20 protein-coding genes are annotated in these 17,746 nt (G+C 59.4%); 11 read left to right on the forward strand and 9 right to left on the reverse strand.

Going from position 1 to position 17,746, the window contains the following annotated elements; genetic code table 11:
• The first annotated feature begins 9 nt into the window (after positions 1-9).
• The 4 genes from CR254_RS04250 (at position 10) to CR254_RS04265 (ending at position 4,244) form a co-directional block, all read left to right on the forward strand.
• A complete protein-coding gene (locus CR254_RS04250) occupies positions 10-837 on the forward strand; it encodes a hypothetical protein (protein WP_097928542.1) in 828 nt (275 codons plus the stop codon).
• Complete coding sequence (locus tag CR254_RS04255) at positions 807-1,925, forward strand: endonuclease/exonuclease/phosphatase family protein (protein ID WP_180955876.1); 1,119 nt, start codon at positions 807-809, stop codon at positions 1,923-1,925. The genes CR254_RS04250 and CR254_RS04255 overlap by 31 nt, the downstream gene beginning before the upstream one ends.
• A gap of 108 nt (positions 1,926-2,033) precedes the next feature.
• Complete coding sequence (gene leuB / locus CR254_RS04260; RefSeq protein ID WP_097928544.1) at positions 2,034-3,143, forward strand: 3-isopropylmalate dehydrogenase; 1,110 nt, start codon at positions 2,034-2,036, stop codon at positions 3,141-3,143.
• A 117-nt stretch (positions 3,144-3,260) separates the two neighbouring features.
• The gene (locus tag CR254_RS04265) at positions 3,261-4,244 is read left to right on the forward strand and encodes a DMT family transporter (RefSeq protein ID WP_097928545.1); all 984 of its coding nucleotides are present in this window, start codon (positions 3,261-3,263) and stop codon (positions 4,242-4,244) included.
• Positions 4,245-4,247: 3 nt separating this feature from the next.
• Here the strand turns inward: CR254_RS04265 and CR254_RS04270 are convergent, their stop codons facing one another.
• Both CR254_RS04270 and CR254_RS18290 read right to left on the reverse strand, forming a co-directional pair.
• Complete coding sequence (locus CR254_RS04270; RefSeq protein ID WP_342744466.1) at positions 4,248-4,604, reverse strand: hypothetical protein; 357 nt, start codon at positions 4,602-4,604, stop codon at positions 4,248-4,250.
• Entirely contained in the window at positions 4,592-4,714 is a 123-nt protein-coding gene (locus CR254_RS18290) for a hypothetical protein (protein ID WP_281252973.1), read from the reverse strand. Before CR254_RS18290 ends, CR254_RS04270 begins: the two co-directional genes overlap by 13 nt.
• A gap of 113 nt (positions 4,715-4,827) precedes the next feature.
• Between CR254_RS18290 and CR254_RS04275 the strand changes: the two genes are divergently transcribed.
• From CR254_RS04275 to CR254_RS04285, 3 genes are all read left to right on the forward strand, one after another.
• Entirely contained in the window at positions 4,828-5,421 is a 594-nt protein-coding gene (locus CR254_RS04275) for a GNAT family N-acetyltransferase (RefSeq protein ID WP_180955877.1), read from the forward strand.
• 85 nt (positions 5,422-5,506) lie between these two features.
• Positions 5,507-6,529, forward strand: a complete 1,023-nt coding sequence (locus CR254_RS04280; RefSeq protein ID WP_097928548.1) for an aspartate-semialdehyde dehydrogenase — start codon at positions 5,507-5,509, stop codon at positions 6,527-6,529.
• Between the two features lie 90 nt (positions 6,530-6,619).
• Positions 6,620-7,516, forward strand: a complete 897-nt coding sequence (locus CR254_RS04285) for a hypothetical protein (protein WP_097928549.1) — start codon at positions 6,620-6,622, stop codon at positions 7,514-7,516.
• Here CR254_RS04285 and CR254_RS04290 read toward each other — a convergent pair.
• Positions 7,513-8,166 carry a carbonic anhydrase gene (locus CR254_RS04290; RefSeq protein ID WP_097928550.1) on the reverse strand — a complete coding sequence of 218 codons (654 nt, stop codon included), beginning with the start codon at positions 8,164-8,166 and terminating at the stop codon, positions 7,513-7,515. The genes CR254_RS04285 and CR254_RS04290 overlap by 4 nt on opposite strands.
• 152 nt (positions 8,167-8,318) lie before the next feature.
• On the opposite strand from CR254_RS04290, the gene CR254_RS04295 reads away from it, so the two are divergent.
• The 4 genes from CR254_RS04295 to pdeM all read left to right on the forward strand — a co-directional run bounded on the left by CR254_RS04295 (position 8,319) and on the right by pdeM (position 11,680).
• Positions 8,319-8,702, forward strand: a complete 384-nt coding sequence (locus CR254_RS04295; protein ID WP_097928551.1) for a hypothetical protein — start codon at positions 8,319-8,321, stop codon at positions 8,700-8,702.
• Positions 8,703-8,780: 78 nt separating this feature from the next.
• Complete coding sequence (locus tag CR254_RS04300; protein WP_097928552.1) at positions 8,781-10,160, forward strand: leucyl aminopeptidase family protein; 1,380 nt, start codon at positions 8,781-8,783, stop codon at positions 10,158-10,160.
• Positions 10,157-11,002, forward strand: coding sequence for a C40 family peptidase (locus CR254_RS04305; protein ID WP_097928553.1), 846 nt, complete (start codon positions 10,157-10,159; stop codon positions 11,000-11,002). Before CR254_RS04300 ends, CR254_RS04305 begins: the two co-directional genes overlap by 4 nt.
• Before the next feature lie 3 nt (positions 11,003-11,005).
• A complete protein-coding gene (gene pdeM, locus CR254_RS04310; RefSeq protein ID WP_097928554.1) occupies positions 11,006-11,680 on the forward strand; it encodes a ligase-associated DNA damage response endonuclease PdeM in 675 nt (224 codons plus the stop codon).
• On the opposite strand, the gene folD is transcribed toward pdeM, so the two are convergent.
• The 6 genes from folD to tilS form a co-directional block, all read right to left on the reverse strand.
• Positions 11,669-12,556 carry a bifunctional methylenetetrahydrofolate dehydrogenase/methenyltetrahydrofolate cyclohydrolase FolD gene (gene folD, locus CR254_RS04315; protein WP_097928555.1) on the reverse strand — a complete coding sequence of 296 codons (888 nt, stop codon included), beginning with the start codon at positions 12,554-12,556 and terminating at the stop codon, positions 11,669-11,671. The genes pdeM and folD overlap by 12 nt on opposite strands.
• A 20-nt stretch (positions 12,557-12,576) precedes the next feature.
• Positions 12,577-12,843: a chorismate mutase gene (locus CR254_RS04320; protein WP_245851373.1), complete on the reverse strand. Its 267-nt coding sequence runs from the start codon at positions 12,841-12,843 to the stop codon at positions 12,577-12,579.
• 288 nt (positions 12,844-13,131) lie between these two features.
• The gene (locus CR254_RS04325) at positions 13,132-13,731 is read right to left on the reverse strand and encodes an MOSC domain-containing protein (RefSeq protein WP_097928557.1); all 600 of its coding nucleotides are present in this window, start codon (positions 13,729-13,731) and stop codon (positions 13,132-13,134) included.
• A 3-nt stretch (positions 13,732-13,734) separates the two neighbouring features.
• Entirely contained in the window at positions 13,735-14,523 is a 789-nt protein-coding gene (locus CR254_RS04330; protein ID WP_097928558.1) for a methyltransferase domain-containing protein, read from the reverse strand.
• A 2-nt stretch (positions 14,524-14,525) separates the two neighbouring features.
• Entirely contained in the window at positions 14,526-16,448 is a 1,923-nt protein-coding gene (gene ftsH / locus CR254_RS04335; protein ID WP_097928559.1) for an ATP-dependent zinc metalloprotease FtsH, read from the reverse strand.
• A 104-nt stretch (positions 16,449-16,552) separates the two neighbouring features.
• The gene (tilS, locus tag CR254_RS04340; RefSeq protein ID WP_097928560.1) at positions 16,553-17,746 is read right to left on the reverse strand and encodes a tRNA lysidine(34) synthetase TilS; all 1,194 of its coding nucleotides are present in this window, start codon (positions 17,744-17,746) and stop codon (positions 16,553-16,555) included.

The raw sequence follows: 17,746 nt of genomic DNA on the forward strand, positions 1-17,746 counted from the left end.
GTAACGTGAATGGCATATGCTAGGGCCGGTGTTGGACAAACCCTGACCAGATTGGTCACGGGCGTATCACGTGCGTTCCTGGTATTGGTGTTCATTGCACTACCGGCATTTCTCCTGCCCGAAACGTCACGGACGGGGCAGGAGATTTCGCTGATTATCGGGGCGCTATTTGCCCTGTTTACGATGTTCGAATATGCGTCCTCGCATCCCGGACTGATCGATTTCCGATTTGCACCGCCCTATAACCGGTTTCGGTTTCTAACCTTTGCCGTACTGGTTTTCGCATTGGTGTTTCTGTGCCGTGCGGATGCAGGCGCGGATTCATTTTCGGCAGATTTTCTGGCCCTGACAGATCGGCTGGTATCGATTTTCAGTGTGCCGCTTAGCCCCGTTGTGCTGGCCGAAACGCTGATCGGCTCCGAGGCACCGGGCCTGAACCAGTTGGTTGAGCGGGCGGCGGCGTTAAGCTTTACCATCGCCTTAGGCTCCGTGCTGTTTTTTACCTTTTATGTCTGGGTGTTCCGTTGGCCAGCGGAGCGGGACGGGTTCAACCTGTGGATCAATTTGCCTACCTTTGATCCATCCGTTGGGCAGGATATCGCGTGGCGGTTACGGCGCTCCGGCCTGATGAACATCATCGTTGCCATGGCCCTGCCCTATACAACCGTGTCCATCGCATCGCGCGGGGGCGGTTGGTTTGATCCGGCTGCGTTGAGCAATTACCAGTCCCTCGTCTGGGGATGCCTGTTCTGGGCCTTTTTACCGGTCGTGCTGTTCAACCGCGGCAGTGCGATGCTGAAAATCGCATGGTTAATCGATCGGGCACGTACGGATTGACCAAGTGGCTGGCCCTATTGCTGTTGCTGGGCACCGCCGCGCAGGCTGAAACGATCCGCATTGCGACCTTTAACGCAGCGCTTTCCCGTGATTATGCGGGGCACCTGATCCGTGACGTGGAACAGCGAGATGACCAAGTGCTGCACATCGCGGCGCTGCTACGTGAAATCGCACCCGACATTATCTTGATTACCGAACTGGATCGAGATCCGGAGGGACGCGCGCTGCGTGGGTTTATCGACCTGTTGGCGCAGGACGGGCTGGCCTATGGGTACAGCTTTGCCGGTGCTGTGAATACTGGGCAGATGACGGGGCTGGATCTGGACGGTGACGGGCGGTTCAGCGGGCCAAATGACGCGCAGGGCTGGGGCCGCTGGCCGGGGCATTACGGGATGGCGTTGCTCAGCCGCTATCCGCTAGGCCCGACGCGAACGTTTCAACTGGGCCTATGGGCCGACGCCACGGATACCCGCATTCCGGTGACAGAACCGGCGCAGGTGCGTGCGATCCAGCGGCTATCGTCCAAAAGCCATTGGGATGTCAGTGTCGCGCTGCCAAATGGTCAGGCGCTGCATGTTCTGGCCGCGCATCCGACTCCTCCGGTTTTTGACGGGCCAGAGGATCGCAACGGGCGGCGCAACGCCGATGAGATCGTGTGGTTCCTGCGCTATCTGAATGGTGAGGCGATCGCGGATGATAACGGCACGGTCGCCGCGCTGACCGATGGCCCTGTGGTTGTGTTGGGTGATTTAAACGCCGACCCCTTTGACGGCGAGGCATTGCGCGCACCGATGCTGACATTACTGGCGCATCCACGGTTGCAAGATCCCGAGCCGACCAGCACTGGCGCAATCATCGCAGGAATTGGCGGTGCAAATGATACGCATCGCGGGCCTGTTGCGCAGGACACTGCGGACTGGCGGGATGATCCGGGTCCGGGCAATCTGCGCGTGGATTATGTGCTGCCCGATGCCACGCTAACCGTCACGGATAGCGGTGTTTTCTGGCCTGCACCGGGTGACCGGCTATCCGAGGAGGCCACCGCATCCGACCACCGTATCGTGTGGGTTGATGTGGAACTGCCCTAGACCTGCACCGAAAATTACAACCATTCTATAGCACCCGAACCCTGCCCTAGCTTGACTTTCCGGCCCTCGGACGCCAACACGCAGGAGGCTTTCAGCAAGGAGACCGCCATGAAAAATCCCTCCCTTCTTATTCTGGCCGGCGACGGCATTGGTCCGGAAGTTATGGCGGAGGTCCGGCGGATCATCGACTGGTACGGCGCGAACCGCGCAATGGCCTTTGACGTGTTCGAGGATCTGGTCGGCGGCGCGGCATATGACGCCCATGGCACCCCCCTGACCGATGACACGATGGCCAAGGCACAATCCGTTGATGCGGTTCTGCTGGGCGCTGTTGGCGGCCCGAAATATGACGATCTTGACTTCTCCATCAAGCCGGAGCGCGGCCTGCTGCGCCTGCGTAAGGAGATGGACCTGTTCTCGAACCTGCGTCCTGCGCAGTGTTTCGACGCGCTGGCCGATTTCTCTTCGCTCAAGCGGGATATCGTTGCCGGTCTGGACATCATGATCGTGCGCGAACTGACCTCGGGCGTGTATTTCGGTGAGCCTCGTGGCATTTTCCAAGAAGGCAATGAGCGGGTTGGCATCAACACCCAGCGCTACACCACATCCGAAATCATCCGCGTTGCACGTTCCGCATTCGAACTGGCCCGTCGCCGTGACAGCCGCGTCTGCTCGATGGAAAAGGCAAACGTGATGGAGAGCGGCGTTCTGTGGCGTGAAGAAGTGCAGAAATTGCGCGACGCAGAATATCCCGATATCGAACTGACCCACATGTATGCCGATGCTGGCGCCATGCAGCTGTGCCGCTGGCCAAAGCAGTTCGACGTGATCGTTACCGACAACCTGTTCGGCGACATCCTGTCCGACACTGCCGCTATGCTGACCGGCTCGCTGGGCATGCTGCCCTCCGCATCGCTGGGCGCACCAATGGCAAGCGGTATGCCTAAGGCGCTGTACGAGCCGGTACACGGTTCCGCGCCGGATATCGCAGGTCAGGGCAAGGCAAACCCGATTGCCTGTATCCTCAGCTTTGCCATGGCACTGCGCTATTCGTTCGATCAGGGCGAGGAAGCAGATCGTCTGGAGCAAGCGGTAGAGCGTGCATTGGGCAATGGCGCCCGCACGCCTGACCTGATGGGCGAGGAAGGCGGCACCCCGCTGACCACATCCGGCATGGGCGACGCGATCCTGGCCGAGCTGACAGCATCGCTGGCATAATACCAAATGCACACCGGCGGCACGTTGATTGCCGCCGGTGCGCACCATTCTATTGCGATAGAATTGACCCAGCCGACAGCTTTCCTTAGCTGGTTATAAGGCAAGGGGTGAACTGACATGATTCCAGCATCAAAAGGCGGCGCTGTAACCGCGCTGATCGGCTTTGCATTTTTCGCCAGCCATGATGCCGTGATCAAGGCGTTGGGCGGCACCTACTCCACCTTTCAAATCGCGTTTTTCTCAGTCCTGCTGGGCCTGCCATTGGTGATGCTGATGCTGGTGCGCGACACGACGCCCGGCACATTGATTCCCCGTCGCCCTGCATGGGTCGCGGCGCGGACCGGATTGGGTGTCGTGACCGGATTTGGCGCATTTTATGCCTTTGCCAGCCTACCCCTGACCGAAGTGTACGCGATCCTGTTCGCGCAACCCTTGCTGATCACCGCCCTATCCGTACCGATTCTGGGGGAAAAGGTCGGGCCACGTCGCTGGGCCGCTGTTGCCGTCGGTCTGATCGGAGTGATGATCGTTCTGCAACCGGGCGCGACGCAGTTCAGCCTAGGCCATCTGGCGGCGCTGACGGCGGCGATTACAGGCTCGTTTGTTTCGGTGATTCTGCGCAAGGTCGGGTCGGAGGAACGTTCCGCCGTGATGATTCTGTACCCGATGTTGGCAAACCTGATCGTCATGGGCGCGCTGATGCCCTTTGTGTACGTGCCTATGCCGATGCCTGATCTGGGCATGCTGATGTTGCTTGCGGTTCTGGGATTCGCGGGAACATTGGGGCTGCTGGTGGGATATCAGCGCGCGCCCGCATCGATTGTCGCGCCTATGCAATACTCGCAGATCATCTGGGCGGTCTTGTTCGGCCTGCTGTTTTTCGATGAGTCGCCAGAACTGCTGACGATTGTTGGCACCGCGATCATCATTGCCAGCGGTATCTATATCGTGATGCGCGAGGAGGGCGGCGGCAACACCGTGGCGCGTCCCGTCACCACCAGCCGCACAATGCGTGGCGACACCGCACTGGGCATGCGGACAGGCGATATCATTCGCTTGCTCAGCCGTGGCAAGTCAGCGCAGCGTAGCGACAAGGAATAATGGTTAGCGCGGTAGGGTGAAGGACTGCATTTCGCCCCAGCCATGCACGGTATCATGCGCACGCACCTGCACATCCTGCACAGCGTCAGGAATCGCAACGCCGGATAGGCTGCGGGTAAAGGGCTGCTCGTTCACATGGGGGTGGGTCAGGGTTCTGTGACCCAGAACAGTGCCGTCAGGTGCGGATATTTCCCACCCGTCAGCGTAATGGTCCCAGCCGGTATCGGCATGGGCGACCGTCACGTTAAATGTCCAACCTGATGCAGATGCACGGGCCTGAACGTCAACGATACGCGGATTGTCAGCAAGAGCGGGCGCCGCTGCGAATAGCAGCGGCAGCATCCACTTCAGCACTGGCACGGACGCGTGTTCATCAGGCAGGACAGACGGAAACCGCTAACCTTTTCAGGGCAGCTTCCGAACATGACAACTTCGAACACACGGGTCAGACTAATACGACGACGGATCATAGCGATCTCCTTTTAACTAGGACGACCCTACACTACCTGAAAGTAACTGTCCCTTCACAAGCGCGCGACAGAATACTCCTTAGCCGCGTATGACTGTTCTCAAAACTGACACAATGCAGCCTTTCACCCGATTACAGCATGGCTTCCCCCCCGATCAGCGGGCGCAGGTTACGGCTATATACATGCAGGCCTTCGGGCCGAAGCTGGGCCGGATTTTGGGCACAACGCAGCGTGCGCAGGATTTCGTGGCGGCCAGCATCGATCCGGCCTTTGCGATTACGGCTATGGACAGCGCCAGCGATCAGGTGATCGGCATTGCAGGCTATCGGACCGAGCGCGGTGGGCTGACCAACCGGTTCGGGGATGAGTTGCGCCCCCATTACGGGCAGTTTGGCGGACTTTGGCGCGGCATCATCTTGGACATGCTGGAAACGCCAGAGACGTCAGACAAATTCCTGGTGGACGGCATTGCCATCGCGGATAGCCATCGCGGACAGGGTATCGGCACATCCCTGCTGCATGCGCTGGAACAACGGGCCGTGGATTTGGGCAAGCGTGCCGTGCGGCTGGACGTGATTGATCGTAATGACCGCGCCCGCGCGCTGTACGCCCGTCAGGGGTATCAGATCACCGGATCACATGATTTGGGGGTGCTGCAATATGCCTTCGGGTTTCGCCATGCCACCCAAATGACCAAGATGTTGTGAGGGTACAGCCATCGCCATTTCCCTTTTGCGCGCCAATGGATTATGACGCCCCTGTTTGAAAACCCTTATCAGGAGTCAAAGGGAGATGGGTTATAGGATCGCCGTAGTCGGAGCCACGGGTAACGTGGGCCGCGAAATGCTCAACATCTTGTCTGAGCGCGAATTCCCCGTGGATGAGCTTGCCGTGCTAGCCAGCCGGAAAAGCCTCGGCACAGAATGCGCCTTTGGGGAGCGAACTCTCAAGACTCAGGATCTCGACACGTTCGATTTCACTGGTTGGGACATGGCGCTGTTCGCCATTGGCTCGGACGCGACGAAGAAATACGCACCAATCGCTGCCAAGGCAGGTTGTGTCGTCATCGATAACTCCTCGTTGTACCGCTACGACCCGGATGTGCCCCTGATCGTGCCTGAGGTAAACCCCGACGCAATCGAGGGTTATTCCAAGAAGAACATCATCGCGAACCCCAACTGCTCGACCGCGCAGATGGTTGTCGCGCTAAAGCCATTGCACGATCGCGCCACGATCAAGCGGGTTGTGGTCAGCACCTACCAGTCGGTTTCCGGCTCGGGCAAGGAGGCGATGGACGAGCTGTGGATGCAGACCAAGGGCATGTATGTTCCGGGGCAGGAGCGTGAGCCATCGGTTTACCCCAAGCAGATCGCCTTTAACGTGATTCCCCATATCGATGTCTTCATGGACGATGGCTCGACCAAGGAAGAATGGAAGATGGTCGCCGAGACCAAGAAAATCATCGACAAGAGCATCAAGGTCACAGCGACCTGCGTGCGTGTTCCTGTCTTTGTCGGTCATTCGGAATCCATCAACGTTGAGACCGAGGATTTTCTGGACGAGGACGAAGCACGCGACATCCTGCGTGAGGCGCCCGGCATCATGGTGATCGATAAGCGCGAAGATGGTGGCTACATCACACCTATCGAATGCGTTGGCGAATATGCGACCTATATCAGCCGCATCCGTCAGGACAGCACAGTTGATAACGGCCTGAACTTCTGGTGCGTTTCGGACAACCTGCGCAAGGGTGCTGCCCTGAACGCAGTCCAGATCGCCGAGCTGCTGGGACGTCGTGTCCTGAAAAAGGGCTGATCCAGACCCATTTGCCGGATGCGTCCGGTTCTGCCATCCTCTGCCAGTCAGGCGGGGGATGGATGCCACCGCCGCAGGCTGGGGGCCATTATGCAAACTTACCGTATTATCAGTATGACCATGGGCATGATGCTCAGCGCCGGTACGGCCATGGCCTGTGCACCGGGGGAAGACCTGCGCGCGACGCTGGGCTTTGCCGACCTAACCGCAGCGGAACAAGACGGCTTTGCCCGCCTATTCGTGCCGGAGCAAGCCGTACTGACATCCGAAAATATCGCCATAGATGATGCCTTTGGCTTTGCCCGCTGTGATCTGGGCGGGATGGGCGACGACACTCTGATCACTTTTGCCCTGCCCGGTGTGTTTTGTGAAGAAAACTGCCTGCTATGGGCGCTGCACAGGACCGAGGAGGATGACTGGCAAATCATCCTCGCGGCCGAGGGCGCGGTGACTGTCGCGGGGTCCTATTCCATGGGCTGGCCCGATCTGGTGGCCCATGGTGAGGGGTTCGCCGACATCGTCCACAAATTCGACGGTGCTAGTTACCACGATGAGCTGGAGGGCCTGATCTATGGCGAGGTGTTCGACCTGCCCCAGGCAACCTCATGGCAGGCGGATGAGTTTGATTTCGTCGGTGTTGTTCCCGGATCGCCCGGTCCTGCGGGGGAGGCCGTCATCGCGTTGGAGGCTGTGGCGCAGCAATTGGACATCTCGATTGACGGGCTGGCCGCAGGACTGACCGATCTGAACGGGGATGAGATACCAGAGGTCATCGTTCAGGGTGAGGGCGCGGAATTCTGTGCCGCCGATGGATGCCGCACATGGATTGTCAGCATCACCGCCCCCAACGCCACGATTCTAGCGGATGTGACAGCACAGGGGACACCTGAAATCGCGGCAAGCACCAATGGCGCCTACCGCGATATCATTATCTGGAGCAATGCCGGTGCGCGCGTGCTGCGCCATGACGGCAACACCTATCATTAGACGGAGCGGAATTCCTCAGCCGCGCCGTCATATGCATGCAGATCGCCCGATGCGATATCGGTCCACACGCCGTGCAGCGCCAATTTGCCGTCCGTCACGGCATCACTGACAAACGGGAAGGTCAGCAGGTTTTCCAGGCTGACCTTGATCCCCTCATGCCCCAATGCGCTGAGGCGTTCGCCGCGATCACCCTCGTGATCCTTGATCCGGTCATATCCCGGGACGAGGATATCCATCCAGCGACTGACGAAGCTGGTTTGCTCCTCCCAATCTGCGGGGTTCCCCTCACATTTCTCGTAACATGCCTCAACACCGCCACAGCCGGAATGGCCCATAACCACGATGTGGCTGACGCCCAGAACCGTAACCGCATATTCGATCGCGGCGGATGTGCCGTGCAGTTCGCTATCCGGCGCATAGGGCGGAACAAGGTTGGCCACGTTACGCACGAGGAAAAAGTCGCCCGGCTCACCCTCGAACATTGCAACAGGGTCAACGCGACTGTCACAGCACGAAATGAACATTGCCCGCGGGTGCTGGCCGTGCTGCGCCAAATGCGAAAACCACTCGCGGTTGTCGTCAAACGTGGTCGCACGCCACCGCTCAAGCCGTTTTGTCAGATAGTTTGGCAAGACTTTGATACGATGCATTTCGTTCCCCGATATTAACTGTGAAGTCAGCATTACAGATGCCGACGCAACGATTCAACGCATCAGCGCGTTTGCTTATCGGTGGGGCATGTTGTCCGGTCGCAATTGCAGCCAATTAACGTGCCAATAATGGGTAAACATGGAGCTAAGTGATGCAGGATCAAGTGATCCGTATCACGGCGCAGGAATCTGCGCTTGTGGATACGACGGCTGTAATGGGGTTACAGCAAAGTCTGGGCACGCTGCGATGTCAGGAAATGGTCGAGGATGCGATCTATCAGATCACGACGCGCCTCGCAAAACTGGAGCGCGCCGTGCGGGCCGATGATTTCGAGACAGCAACCAATGCCGCGCGCACGCTGATCGGACTGACCACACGGATCGGTCTGCTACGGATGAGTGTGGTTGCCTCGGATCTGTGTGAGGTGCTGGCCCTGCGCGACGAAACAGCAATCGGCGCGGTTACGGCGCGACTGGTTCGGCTGGGCGAGGATTCGCTGTTTACGCTGGTTCGTTTGGGTGGCGACGGGGTCTGATCTAATCCGCGTCGGGGCGTGACACCCTGCGGTACAGTGCATAGTCTTCGCCCACCTAATGGCGGAGCGGCATTTGAGATGACTTTGAAATTTGCAACCGATTCAAGCACAGCAATTGATCTGCATGTTGTGGCAAAGGGCGCGACGGATAGCGTGCCACTGACCAAGCAGCAGCGCAATTGGGTCAATGCGACCACGTTTACAGGCGCACTGGGAACACATTGCCTGATTCCGGATGAGGATGGACAGATTACGGCCGCGTTGGTCGGGTGGGGCACTGGCTCTGCTCGGGCGCGGGGACGTATGCTGTTTGCCCAATACGCGACCCAACTGCCGGTCGGAACCTACCGCATTGCCAATACTCCTGAGGATTTCGACGCCGATGAACAGGCGCTTGGCTGGTTGTTGAGCGGATATAAGTTTGATCGCTACGTTAAGCCTAAATCGCAGGGGGCGGCGCTGATCTGCCCCGATGGGTGCGACGCCGCGCGGCTGGAAATCATCGCCCATGGCGCAACACTGGCTCAGCGGCTGATCGATACGCCTGCCTCGGATATGAACCCCGATGATCTGGAGGCTGCCATCCGCGCACTTGCCGACACGCACGGGGCCGATTTTGCAGTGACCAAGGGTGACGCCCTGCTGGACGCGAACTTCCCCATGATCCACGCCGTCGGACGCGCCGCAGCGGTTGCGCCACGGCTGCTGGACCTGCGCTGGGGTGATGAGGACGCGCCCAAGGTTACGCTGGTCGGCAAGGGGGTTTGCTTTGACACTGGCGGGTTGAACCTGAAACCCGGTGCGTCGATGGGCCTGATGAAAAAGGACATGGGCGGCAGCGCCAACACAATCGGCCTAGCCCATATGATTATGGCGCTGAACCTGCCGGTTCGATTGCGCCTGCTGGTGCCTGCGGTTGAAAATTCGGTATCCGGCAATTCCTTCCGCCCCGGTGACATCCTGCACAGCCGCAAAGGGCTGACCGTTGAGATTAACAACACCGATGCTGAGGGACGTCTGGTGCTGGCCGATGCGCTGGCCCTCGCGGATGAGGAAAAGCCCGATCTGCTGCTGTGCATGGCCACGCTAACCGGTGCTGCACGGGTCGCATTGGGGCCAGACCTGCCGCCCTATTTCACCGATGATCCCGCGCTGGCCGCCATGATTGATTGCGCCGCGATTCAGGCGCACGACCCCCTGTGGCGCATGCCGTTCTGGGAGCCATATGAGCCGATGATTGAGCCCGGCATCGCCGATCTGGACAACGCACCCGCAGGTGGCATGGCAGGCGCGATCACCGCCGCACTGTTCCTGCGGCGGTTTGTTGAAAATGCGGGTAGCTTTGCCCATTTCGATATTTTCGGCTGGACCCCTGTGGCAAAACCGGCCCGACCCAAGGGCGGAGCCAACCAAGGCATCCGCGCCCTGCTAAATGTCATCGAAAGGCGCTACCAATGAGCTTCGATCCCCGCCTGACCCCTGCCCGCCCTGATATAGCCGCCGCACATTTGCAGGGGCAGGTTGAGGCCGCCAAATTCGTCACTGGTCAGGACCGGATGGTCGCTACATCCACCGCGCCGATGACCGCGCAGGCGGATCCAGAGGCGGGCCTGACATCGCAGTTGCTGAGTGGCGAGATCTTCACCGTCTATGATGTTGACGACGATACCGGCCTAGCATGGGGTCAGGCGCAGCAGGACGGCTATGTCGGTTGGGTTCCGAACTTCATGCTGGAACCGGTACAGGCGCCGACCCATCACGTTACCGCCCTGATGACGCATTGCTATCCAGAGCCGGACCTGAAAACCCGCCCCTTTGACATGCTGCCAATGCTCGCCGCTGTTACCGTTGTGGGACAGGAGGGTAAGTGGCTGGAGCTGAGCACCGGTGGTTGGGTTCCCGGCCGCCATCTGTCCGAAGCCCTGCCCGGTGGCGACTGGGTTGCCATTGCGGAACTGTTCATCAACACGCCCTATCTGTGGGGCGGACGCACACCGTCAGGAATCGATTGTTCCGGCTTGATCCAGATTGCATTGCAAGCCATCGGGCAGGAGTGCCTGCGCGACAGTGACATGCAGCAGGGCGCATTGGGTCAGCAGATCGACCCGACCGCCGGATTGCAGCGCGGTGATCTGGCCTTTTGGAAGGGGCATGTCGGCGTGTTGGTCGATGATAAAACGCTGCTGCACGCGAATGCCTTTGCGATGGCCACCGTATTGGAGCCATTCGATCTGGCCTGCGACCGGATCAAGGCGCAGGGCGATGGGGCGCTGACTTCTATGCGACGGATCGCCCTGTAATCTATGGCGCAGGCGGATTTTTCCTTCGCGGATTTAACGCTGACAGCATTGGGCAGTGGCGCATTGTGGTGCGCGGCGCGGTCAATGTTGTGCGTATCCGATCTACATCTGGGTAAATCGGAACGTATGGCAAGACGGGGCGGCGCATTGCTGCCGCCCTATGAAACGCTGGCCACGCTGGATCGCTTACAAGATGAGATTGAGCGCCACGCGCCCGAAACGGTCATCTGTCTGGGCGACAGCTTCGACGATATGGCCGCGGTGCAGGCATTAGACAACACCAGCCGTACCAAGATTTCAGCACTGATGGATGGGCGGCGTTGGGTTTGGATCGAGGGCAACCACGACCCTGCGGCCACTGATCTGGGCGGTGAAAACCTGTTCGAACTTCAGATAGGCACCGCATGGTTTCGCCACATCGCCGATCCGAACAGCACCACGCCTGAGGTTTCAGGGCATTACCATCCGAAGGCGAGCCTGAAACTGCGCGGGCGCAGGATGACCTCCGCCTGCTTTGCGATGGATGAACACCGGCTGATCCTACCGGCCTTTGGCACCTATACTGGGGGGCTGCACGTCACCGATCCCGCGCTGCGCGGGCTGTTACAGCCCAACGCAACCGTTCGTATGACCCGTGCGCCGCAGCACGCGATCCCTATAGATGCGTTAAGCGGTTAGGCCCTCAGGCTCCGCCAAGCCATTCGCACGGCAACAGGCCGTCACGGTATTGGCCAACAGGCAGGCAATCGTCATTGGGCCAACGCCACCGGGGACCGGCGTGATTGCGCCCGCGACCTGCGACGCACTGGCGAAATCAACATCACCGACCAGGCGCGTCTTCTCACCATTTGGAACGCGGTTGATGCCTACGTCGATGACGGTCGCGCCGGGCTTGATCCAATCGGCGCTCACCATTTCGGCGCGGCCAACAGCGGCGACCACGATATCGGCGGTGCGGCACAGCGCCTCGATATCCTTGGTCCGACTATGGGCAATCGTAACCGTTGCACTGTCGCGCAGCAGCAATTGCGCCATCGGCTTACCCACAATGTTTGAGCGCCCGACAACCACAGCATTCAGACCGGAAAGCGAGCCCAGCTTGTCGCGCAGCATCATCAAACAGCCCAGCGGCGTGCAGGGGACCATTGCCTTTTGCCCTGTCGCCAGCAGGCCCACATTCGAGATATGGAATCCATCCACATCCTTGGCCGGATCAATCGCGGCCAGCACCTTATCCGCGTTGATATGATCGGGGACGGGCAGTTGGCACAGGATACCGTGCACGGCAGGGTCGGCGTTCAGCTTTTCAATCAGCGCCAGCAGGTCCTCCTCGGATGTGGAGGCGTCCAGCTTATGCTCGAACGAGGCCATGCCGACCTCAAGGGTTTGCTTGCCCTTGTTGCGCACGTAAACTTGGCTCGCCGGATCCTCACCCACCAGAACGACGGCCAGACCGGGCGTGATGCCCTGCTCCTTTAACCGTGCGACATGCTCGCCCACTTTTCCCCGAACTGTGGCCGCAAAGGCCTTTCCGTCGATAATGTCAGCTGTCATGTCGCTCTCCTCGGTTTGGTTTAGTCGCCCAGAACGCGCTGTTCCCGCGCAATGGACCACTCAATAACAGTGCGCCAGATATCCTCGGCCAGCGCGGGGTCTAACCCCTGCTGTGTGGCCAGATGGCGAACATTGGAAACGACCTGTTCCACACGATTATCAATGCGCGCGGGCAGGTTTTCGGCAGGCTTTAGCTGAATCGCACGGTCGATAAAGCTGGCACGGCGCGTCAGCAGGGCGATCAGCTCCCGATCAAGCGCGTCGATCCCCAGCCGAAGTTCAGCCATCGAGTTGCAATCCGTCGGGTGCGTCACGTGCGATCCTCCTGTTTGGGCCATGTCCTGCCCCGCAGGCGCCAAGCCGTCAACCTGCGATACCGGTCAAACTGTCGCGCAGGGCGCGTGATCGCAGTGTTTATCCCGTTAGCCATGTCCGTGACCCGCGTCAGAAGTGTTCGCTATGTTCTGTCTGCACATCATCGCCCTCGCAAGGATGCAGAGCGCGGTTCTGCCATGAATCGGCAATTTCGGGGGTACGATCCGGTCACCACGCCGCCTATGCGAAACTACGGCCTCTTAAAGGGGCAATTGCCCTGTGGCGTGGCTGTAGATCCGCTGTGGCGGGATATGCAGCCGAACGATGTCGCCCAATGCGATCAGGCCCTCCGCCTCAACCCATGCGGTGATGCCGCGACGTCCCTTGGCTGCGGCCTTGTACCCCTTACCATGGCCGGGTTTATGACCCTCGATCTCCTTTGCGGGCCAGATGCAGGGGGCGTTTTCCATATCCACGCAGAGGCTGGCACCGCGCTGAAAAATCAGGCGCGAGGCTGGGGGGATCTGCGTCAGATCTGGAATGCCCGACAGGATGATATTAGCGCCGACCCATTCGGGGGGCAGCTCCTGCAAATCCAGCTTGTCCGCTGTGGCCTGCAATTCCTGTTGCGACAGGATCGAGATTTGCCGCGTGTTGCGGATCGGCGTGCCCACGGCGTATTGCGACGAAACACGCGAGCAGCTTTCGCGGATCAGGCCCGAATGGTATTCCCCGACCAGCCCCGAAAATTCCGCCTCCACCCGCTGCACCGGATCCGAGGACAGTTTCACGCGGCGGTTGGCGACGAGGCCCAGCCACACCACCTCACCGGTGATTTCGGTCGGCATCAGAACGGGCATGACTCAGGCTCCAGCTTTGGTCAGGACGGCGAATTGTCGCCGGAAGGGCATCAGCGCGCAACCGTCGCGGTCCAGCGGATAGGTCTCCAACAGCGCCGCATCATATTGCGTTAGAAACGCGCTTTGATCAGCGGCGTCCAGCTCTGTCAAAACAGGACGTGCAGCCGTGGATTGCGTAAAGATTCGAACCGGATGACCTATTTGCGATGCAGGCAAGTGCTGCAAATACTCGGTTTCCCAAACTGTGACTGACCCAAAGGCCGCAAGCATTTGATGCAGCACTGTAGGCGGCGCAACCTGTACGGGAACCACACCGTCGAAACGCTCGGGAAACATGGCATGTGCGGTTTGATAAATCAGATCATGGGACGGTCGCCCCAACTGGCGTGGCATTTGGATTGCCAGCGACCCACCAGCCACCAGCATGGACTGCAACCGCCGCAGCAATGGCCCGTGATCCGGCAGCCAATGTAAAACCGCGTTGCTAAAGATCAGCGCGACGGGGTCGGTCGGCGCCCAATGGGCGATGTCCGCCTCATGCATAGTATCATAGATACCCAACGCTTCGGCCTGCTCCAGCATCGTCCGAGAGCGGTCAATCCCTATCAGCCGACGGTTCGGAAACCGTTTACGCAATGCTGTCGCAGCAGCACCTGACCCGCAGCCCAAATCGACGATATCGCCATCCGGCACAGTCGGCACTTGGGCCAACAGGTCCATAGCAGGGCGCAAACGCAAACGCCGGAAGCGATCATAGCTTCCGGCGTCCCAGTCATTTGATGTAGCAGCCATCCTCAGGACGGCTGGGGTTCAGGATCACCTGTGCCATCGGTATTGCGTGGCTTCTGCACCTTGGGGATCGCGGTGACAGAGGGGGTTCCGCCCTGATCCGTTTCATCATCATCGCCGCCACGCTTTAGCGCCTCGCCGTTGATGACCTTGGTGATCTCGTTACCGGTCAGAGTTTCGTACTCCAACAAACCCTGTGCCAAACGCTCCAGATCAATCGCCCGTTCCGTCAGGATACGACGCGCGGTTTCATAGCCGGTGTTCACAATCTCACGGACCTTATCGTCGATCAGCTTTTGCGTCTGGCCCGAATGGTTCGTGCCGCCGCCATAGCTGCCCAGATACGAGCTTTGCTCATTCGCGTAATCGACATAGCCCAGCTCCTCAGCGAAGCCGAATTGCGTGACCATTGCGCGGGCAATCCGTGTGGCCTGCTGGATGTCCGATGACGCGCCCGAGGTGATGTTCTCCTTACCGAAGATCAGTTCCTCCGCCACGCGGCCACCCATCGCCATTGCGATCATCGACGTATATTTGGTGTAGCTAACGGAAAGCTGGTCACGCTCAGGCAAGCTCAACACCAGACCCAGCGCGCGACCGCGAGGGATGATCGTCGCCTTGTGGATCGGATCGTGCAGCGGGCTGTTCAGGCCGACAACGGCATGGCCAGCCTCGTGATAGGCCGTCAACTTCTTCTCATCATCGGTCATGACCATGGAACGGCGCTCCGCACCCATCATCACCTTATCCTTCGCGCTCTCGAAATCCTCCATCGTGACGAACCGTTTGCCGGTGCGCGCCGCCATCAGGGCGCTTTCGTTCACGAGGTTGGCCAAGTCAGCACCGGAAAAACCGGGCGTACCGCGGGCAATCACGCGCAAATCGACGTCGGGGCCCAGTGGAACCTTACGCGAATGCACTTCGAGGATTTTCTGGCGCCCCTTGATGTCCGGGTTTGGCACCTGGACCTGACGGTCAAAACGACCGGGGCGCAGCAGCGCAGGGTCCAGAACGTCGGGGCGGTTGGTGGCAGCGATCAGGATCACGCCCTCATTCGCCTCGAAACCGTCCATCTCAACCAGCAACTGGTTCAGGGTCTGCTCACGCTCATCATTGCCGCCGCCATAACCGGCGCCACGCGAGCGGCCAACTGCGTCAATCTCATCGATAAACACGATGCAGGGGGCGTTTTTCTTGGCCTGCTCGAACATATCACGCACGCGGCTGGCACCAACACCGACGAACATCTCGACGAAATCGGAGCCGGAAATGGTGAAGAACGGCACGCCTGCTTCACCCGCGATCGCGCGGGCGAGCAGTGTTTTACCAGTACCCGGAGGGCCGACAAGCAGCGCGCCCTTAGGGATCTTACCGCCAAGGCGCGAGAATTTCTGCGGATCGCGCAGAAATTCCACGATTTCCTCCAGCTCGTCCTTTGCCTCATCAATACCGGCAACCTCGTCAAAGGTGACGCGGCCGGATTTTTCAGTCAGCAGCTTTGCCTTGGATTTACCAAAGCCCATTGCGCCGCCCTTACCGCCGCCCTGCATGCGGTTCATAAAGAAGATCCACACACCGATTAGCAGCAGGATTGGCAGGAAAGGACCGATCATGGCCAGCAAACCGGTTTGCTGCTGTGCCTCAGCCTCAATCGCGACATCGTTTTCGCGCAACTGGGCAAAAAGCTCGCTGTCATCAACGGGGCGAATGGTCCGGAACTCCGTACCGCCCTCACCCATCAGATAGGTTACCCGTTCACCATCAATGGTAACGCTCGAAACACGTCCAGCTTCAACCGAATCGACGAATGTCGAATAGGGTTGCATGCCTGCCCGCGTCGATGTCGAAGACCCTTCGAACAGATTGAACAGCGCGATCACTAGGACAAATAAGACAACCCAGAACGCAATATTTTTGCCGTTGGCCAACAGAATACTCCCGCACACCTGCGCGACCCTCATGCCGCGCTACCGTGTTATGGAAAGCAACATAGACCTCCACCGTCAGGCATTCAATGTCAGCCGCCTATAGATCACAGGCGTTTTTGCCGGAATGTGATGTCATCACGTGGTTTCAGGACAGGTGTCGCGACCAAGGAACCACCATTCCAAACCGCAGGGAGTGTTTCAGCGACCACGGCACGCAACCCCTTGGGGCGGGTATCACATTGCGACAGACCGGCGGCACCTAGTGCTGCGACATGCCAATCGGCCCGTAATGGCGAAATAATCCACCGGTGATCCCAGATGATCGCCGCGGGTTGTGGCGTAATCGCGGGGGAAACCGCCGCTGGCTCCCGAAAGAAGTGGCACTTTCCGCCATCGCCACGCATCTGCACGCCGGCCAGAGTCGTTGCCCCACCCGACATCACACAGTCATGCAGACGCCGCACCGCCTGCTGACGGGGGGTATGTGCAACGCCACCAAAATACGCGATCACCACCCGCAGCAACCGTTCCTGTAGGACATGCGCCGCTTGCTCAAAGGCGAGCCGCGACAGGATCAGCTCACCATAGTGCGTTTGATGTATGCATCGCCGTGCCAACTGCGCGGTTTCGGCGGATAGCACATCACGGCTGGATTCCAGCCGCTGTGCCGTCTGTGCGATCTTTGCCGGATCAATGTCCAAATCTTGCAACACGCGCAGTGCCTTCCGAGTACGGGCGCGGGCGTAGTTGTCATCCTCATTCGTCGGGTCATCCACCCATGTCTGCCCCATCGACCGCAAATATTCCCGCAAGTCCTGCCGCCCAGCCTGCAACATAGGCCGCAACCACGTTACACCGTCACGTTGGCTAACCGCACGCATCGCACTCAACCCATCCAGGCCTGAGCCTCGGGACAGCCGCATTAGAAAGGTTTCCGCGACATCATCCTGCGTATGGCCGAGGCAGACGGTATTCCCGCCCTCGGTCACGATCCAATCAGCAAGCAATTGGCGGCGGGCATCGCGTGCTTGCTCCGCCAGATTTCCTGATATCTCCGCTGGGCGCGCCCATTTCACCGTGCAGTGGGGCAGGTTCAGCTTTTTGCACAGGGCCGCGACCCACGCAGCCTCATCCGCGCTTTCGGTACGCAATCCATGATCCACCGTCGCAATGGTTAGGTCCGTGGATTGCGCCCATTCTCGCAACAATAGCAGCAGCGCAACGGAATCACCCCCGCCCGAGACGGCGATCCCCAGCGGGCCATCACGCCGTTGCGCTAGGACGGATAGATCGAGCAT

It is taken from the genome of Pontivivens marinum, from assembly GCF_900231835.1.
Taxonomy (GTDB): Bacteria; Pseudomonadota; Alphaproteobacteria; order Rhodobacterales; family Rhodobacteraceae; genus Pontivivens; species Pontivivens marinum.

Bases quoted from the DNA above. Each gene is read 5' to 3' on its own strand.
- CR254_RS04280 (WP_097928548.1), top strand. From the start codon at position 5,507: ATGGGTTATAGGATCGCCGTAGTCGGAGCCACGGGTAACGTGGGCCGC.
- CR254_RS18290 (WP_281252973.1), bottom strand. From the start codon at position 4,714: ATGATCCGTCGTCGTATTAGTCTGACCCGTGTGTTCGAAGTTGTCATG.
- folD (WP_097928555.1), bottom strand. From the start codon at position 12,556: ATGACAGCTGACATTATCGACGGAAAGGCCTTTGCGGCCACAGTTCGG.
- CR254_RS04320 (WP_245851373.1), bottom strand. From the start codon at position 12,843: ATGGCTGAACTTCGGCTGGGGATCGACGCGCTTGATCGGGAGCTGATC.
- CR254_RS04325 (WP_097928557.1), bottom strand. From the start codon at position 13,731: ATGCCCGTTCTGATGCCGACCGAAATCACCGGTGAGGTGGTGTGGCTG.
- CR254_RS04265 (WP_097928545.1), top strand. From the start codon at position 3,261: ATGATTCCAGCATCAAAAGGCGGCGCTGTAACCGCGCTGATCGGCTTT.
- tilS (WP_097928560.1), bottom strand. From the start codon at position 17,746: ATGCTCGATCTATCCGTCCTAGCGCAACGGCGTGATGGCCCGCTGGGG.
- CR254_RS04305 (WP_097928553.1), top strand. From the start codon at position 10,157: ATGAGCTTCGATCCCCGCCTGACCCCTGCCCGCCCTGATATAGCCGCC.
- leuB (WP_097928544.1), top strand. From the start codon at position 2,034: ATGAAAAATCCCTCCCTTCTTATTCTGGCCGGCGACGGCATTGGTCCG.
- CR254_RS04275 (WP_180955877.1), top strand. From the start codon at position 4,828: ATGCAGCCTTTCACCCGATTACAGCATGGCTTCCCCCCCGATCAGCGG.
- CR254_RS04290 (WP_097928550.1), bottom strand. From the start codon at position 8,166: ATGCATCGTATCAAAGTCTTGCCAAACTATCTGACAAAACGGCTTGAG.
- CR254_RS04255 (WP_180955876.1), top strand. From the start codon at position 807: ATGGTTAATCGATCGGGCACGTACGGATTGACCAAGTGGCTGGCCCTA.
- CR254_RS04295 (WP_097928551.1), top strand. From the start codon at position 8,319: ATGCAGGATCAAGTGATCCGTATCACGGCGCAGGAATCTGCGCTTGTG.
- CR254_RS04250 (WP_097928542.1), top strand. From the start codon at position 10: ATGGCATATGCTAGGGCCGGTGTTGGACAAACCCTGACCAGATTGGTC.
- CR254_RS04285 (WP_097928549.1), top strand. From the start codon at position 6,620: ATGCAAACTTACCGTATTATCAGTATGACCATGGGCATGATGCTCAGC.
- CR254_RS04330 (WP_097928558.1), bottom strand. From the start codon at position 14,523: ATGGCTGCTACATCAAATGACTGGGACGCCGGAAGCTATGATCGCTTC.
- CR254_RS04300 (WP_097928552.1), top strand. From the start codon at position 8,781: ATGACTTTGAAATTTGCAACCGATTCAAGCACAGCAATTGATCTGCAT.
- pdeM (WP_097928554.1), top strand. From the start codon at position 11,006: ATGGCGCAGGCGGATTTTTCCTTCGCGGATTTAACGCTGACAGCATTG.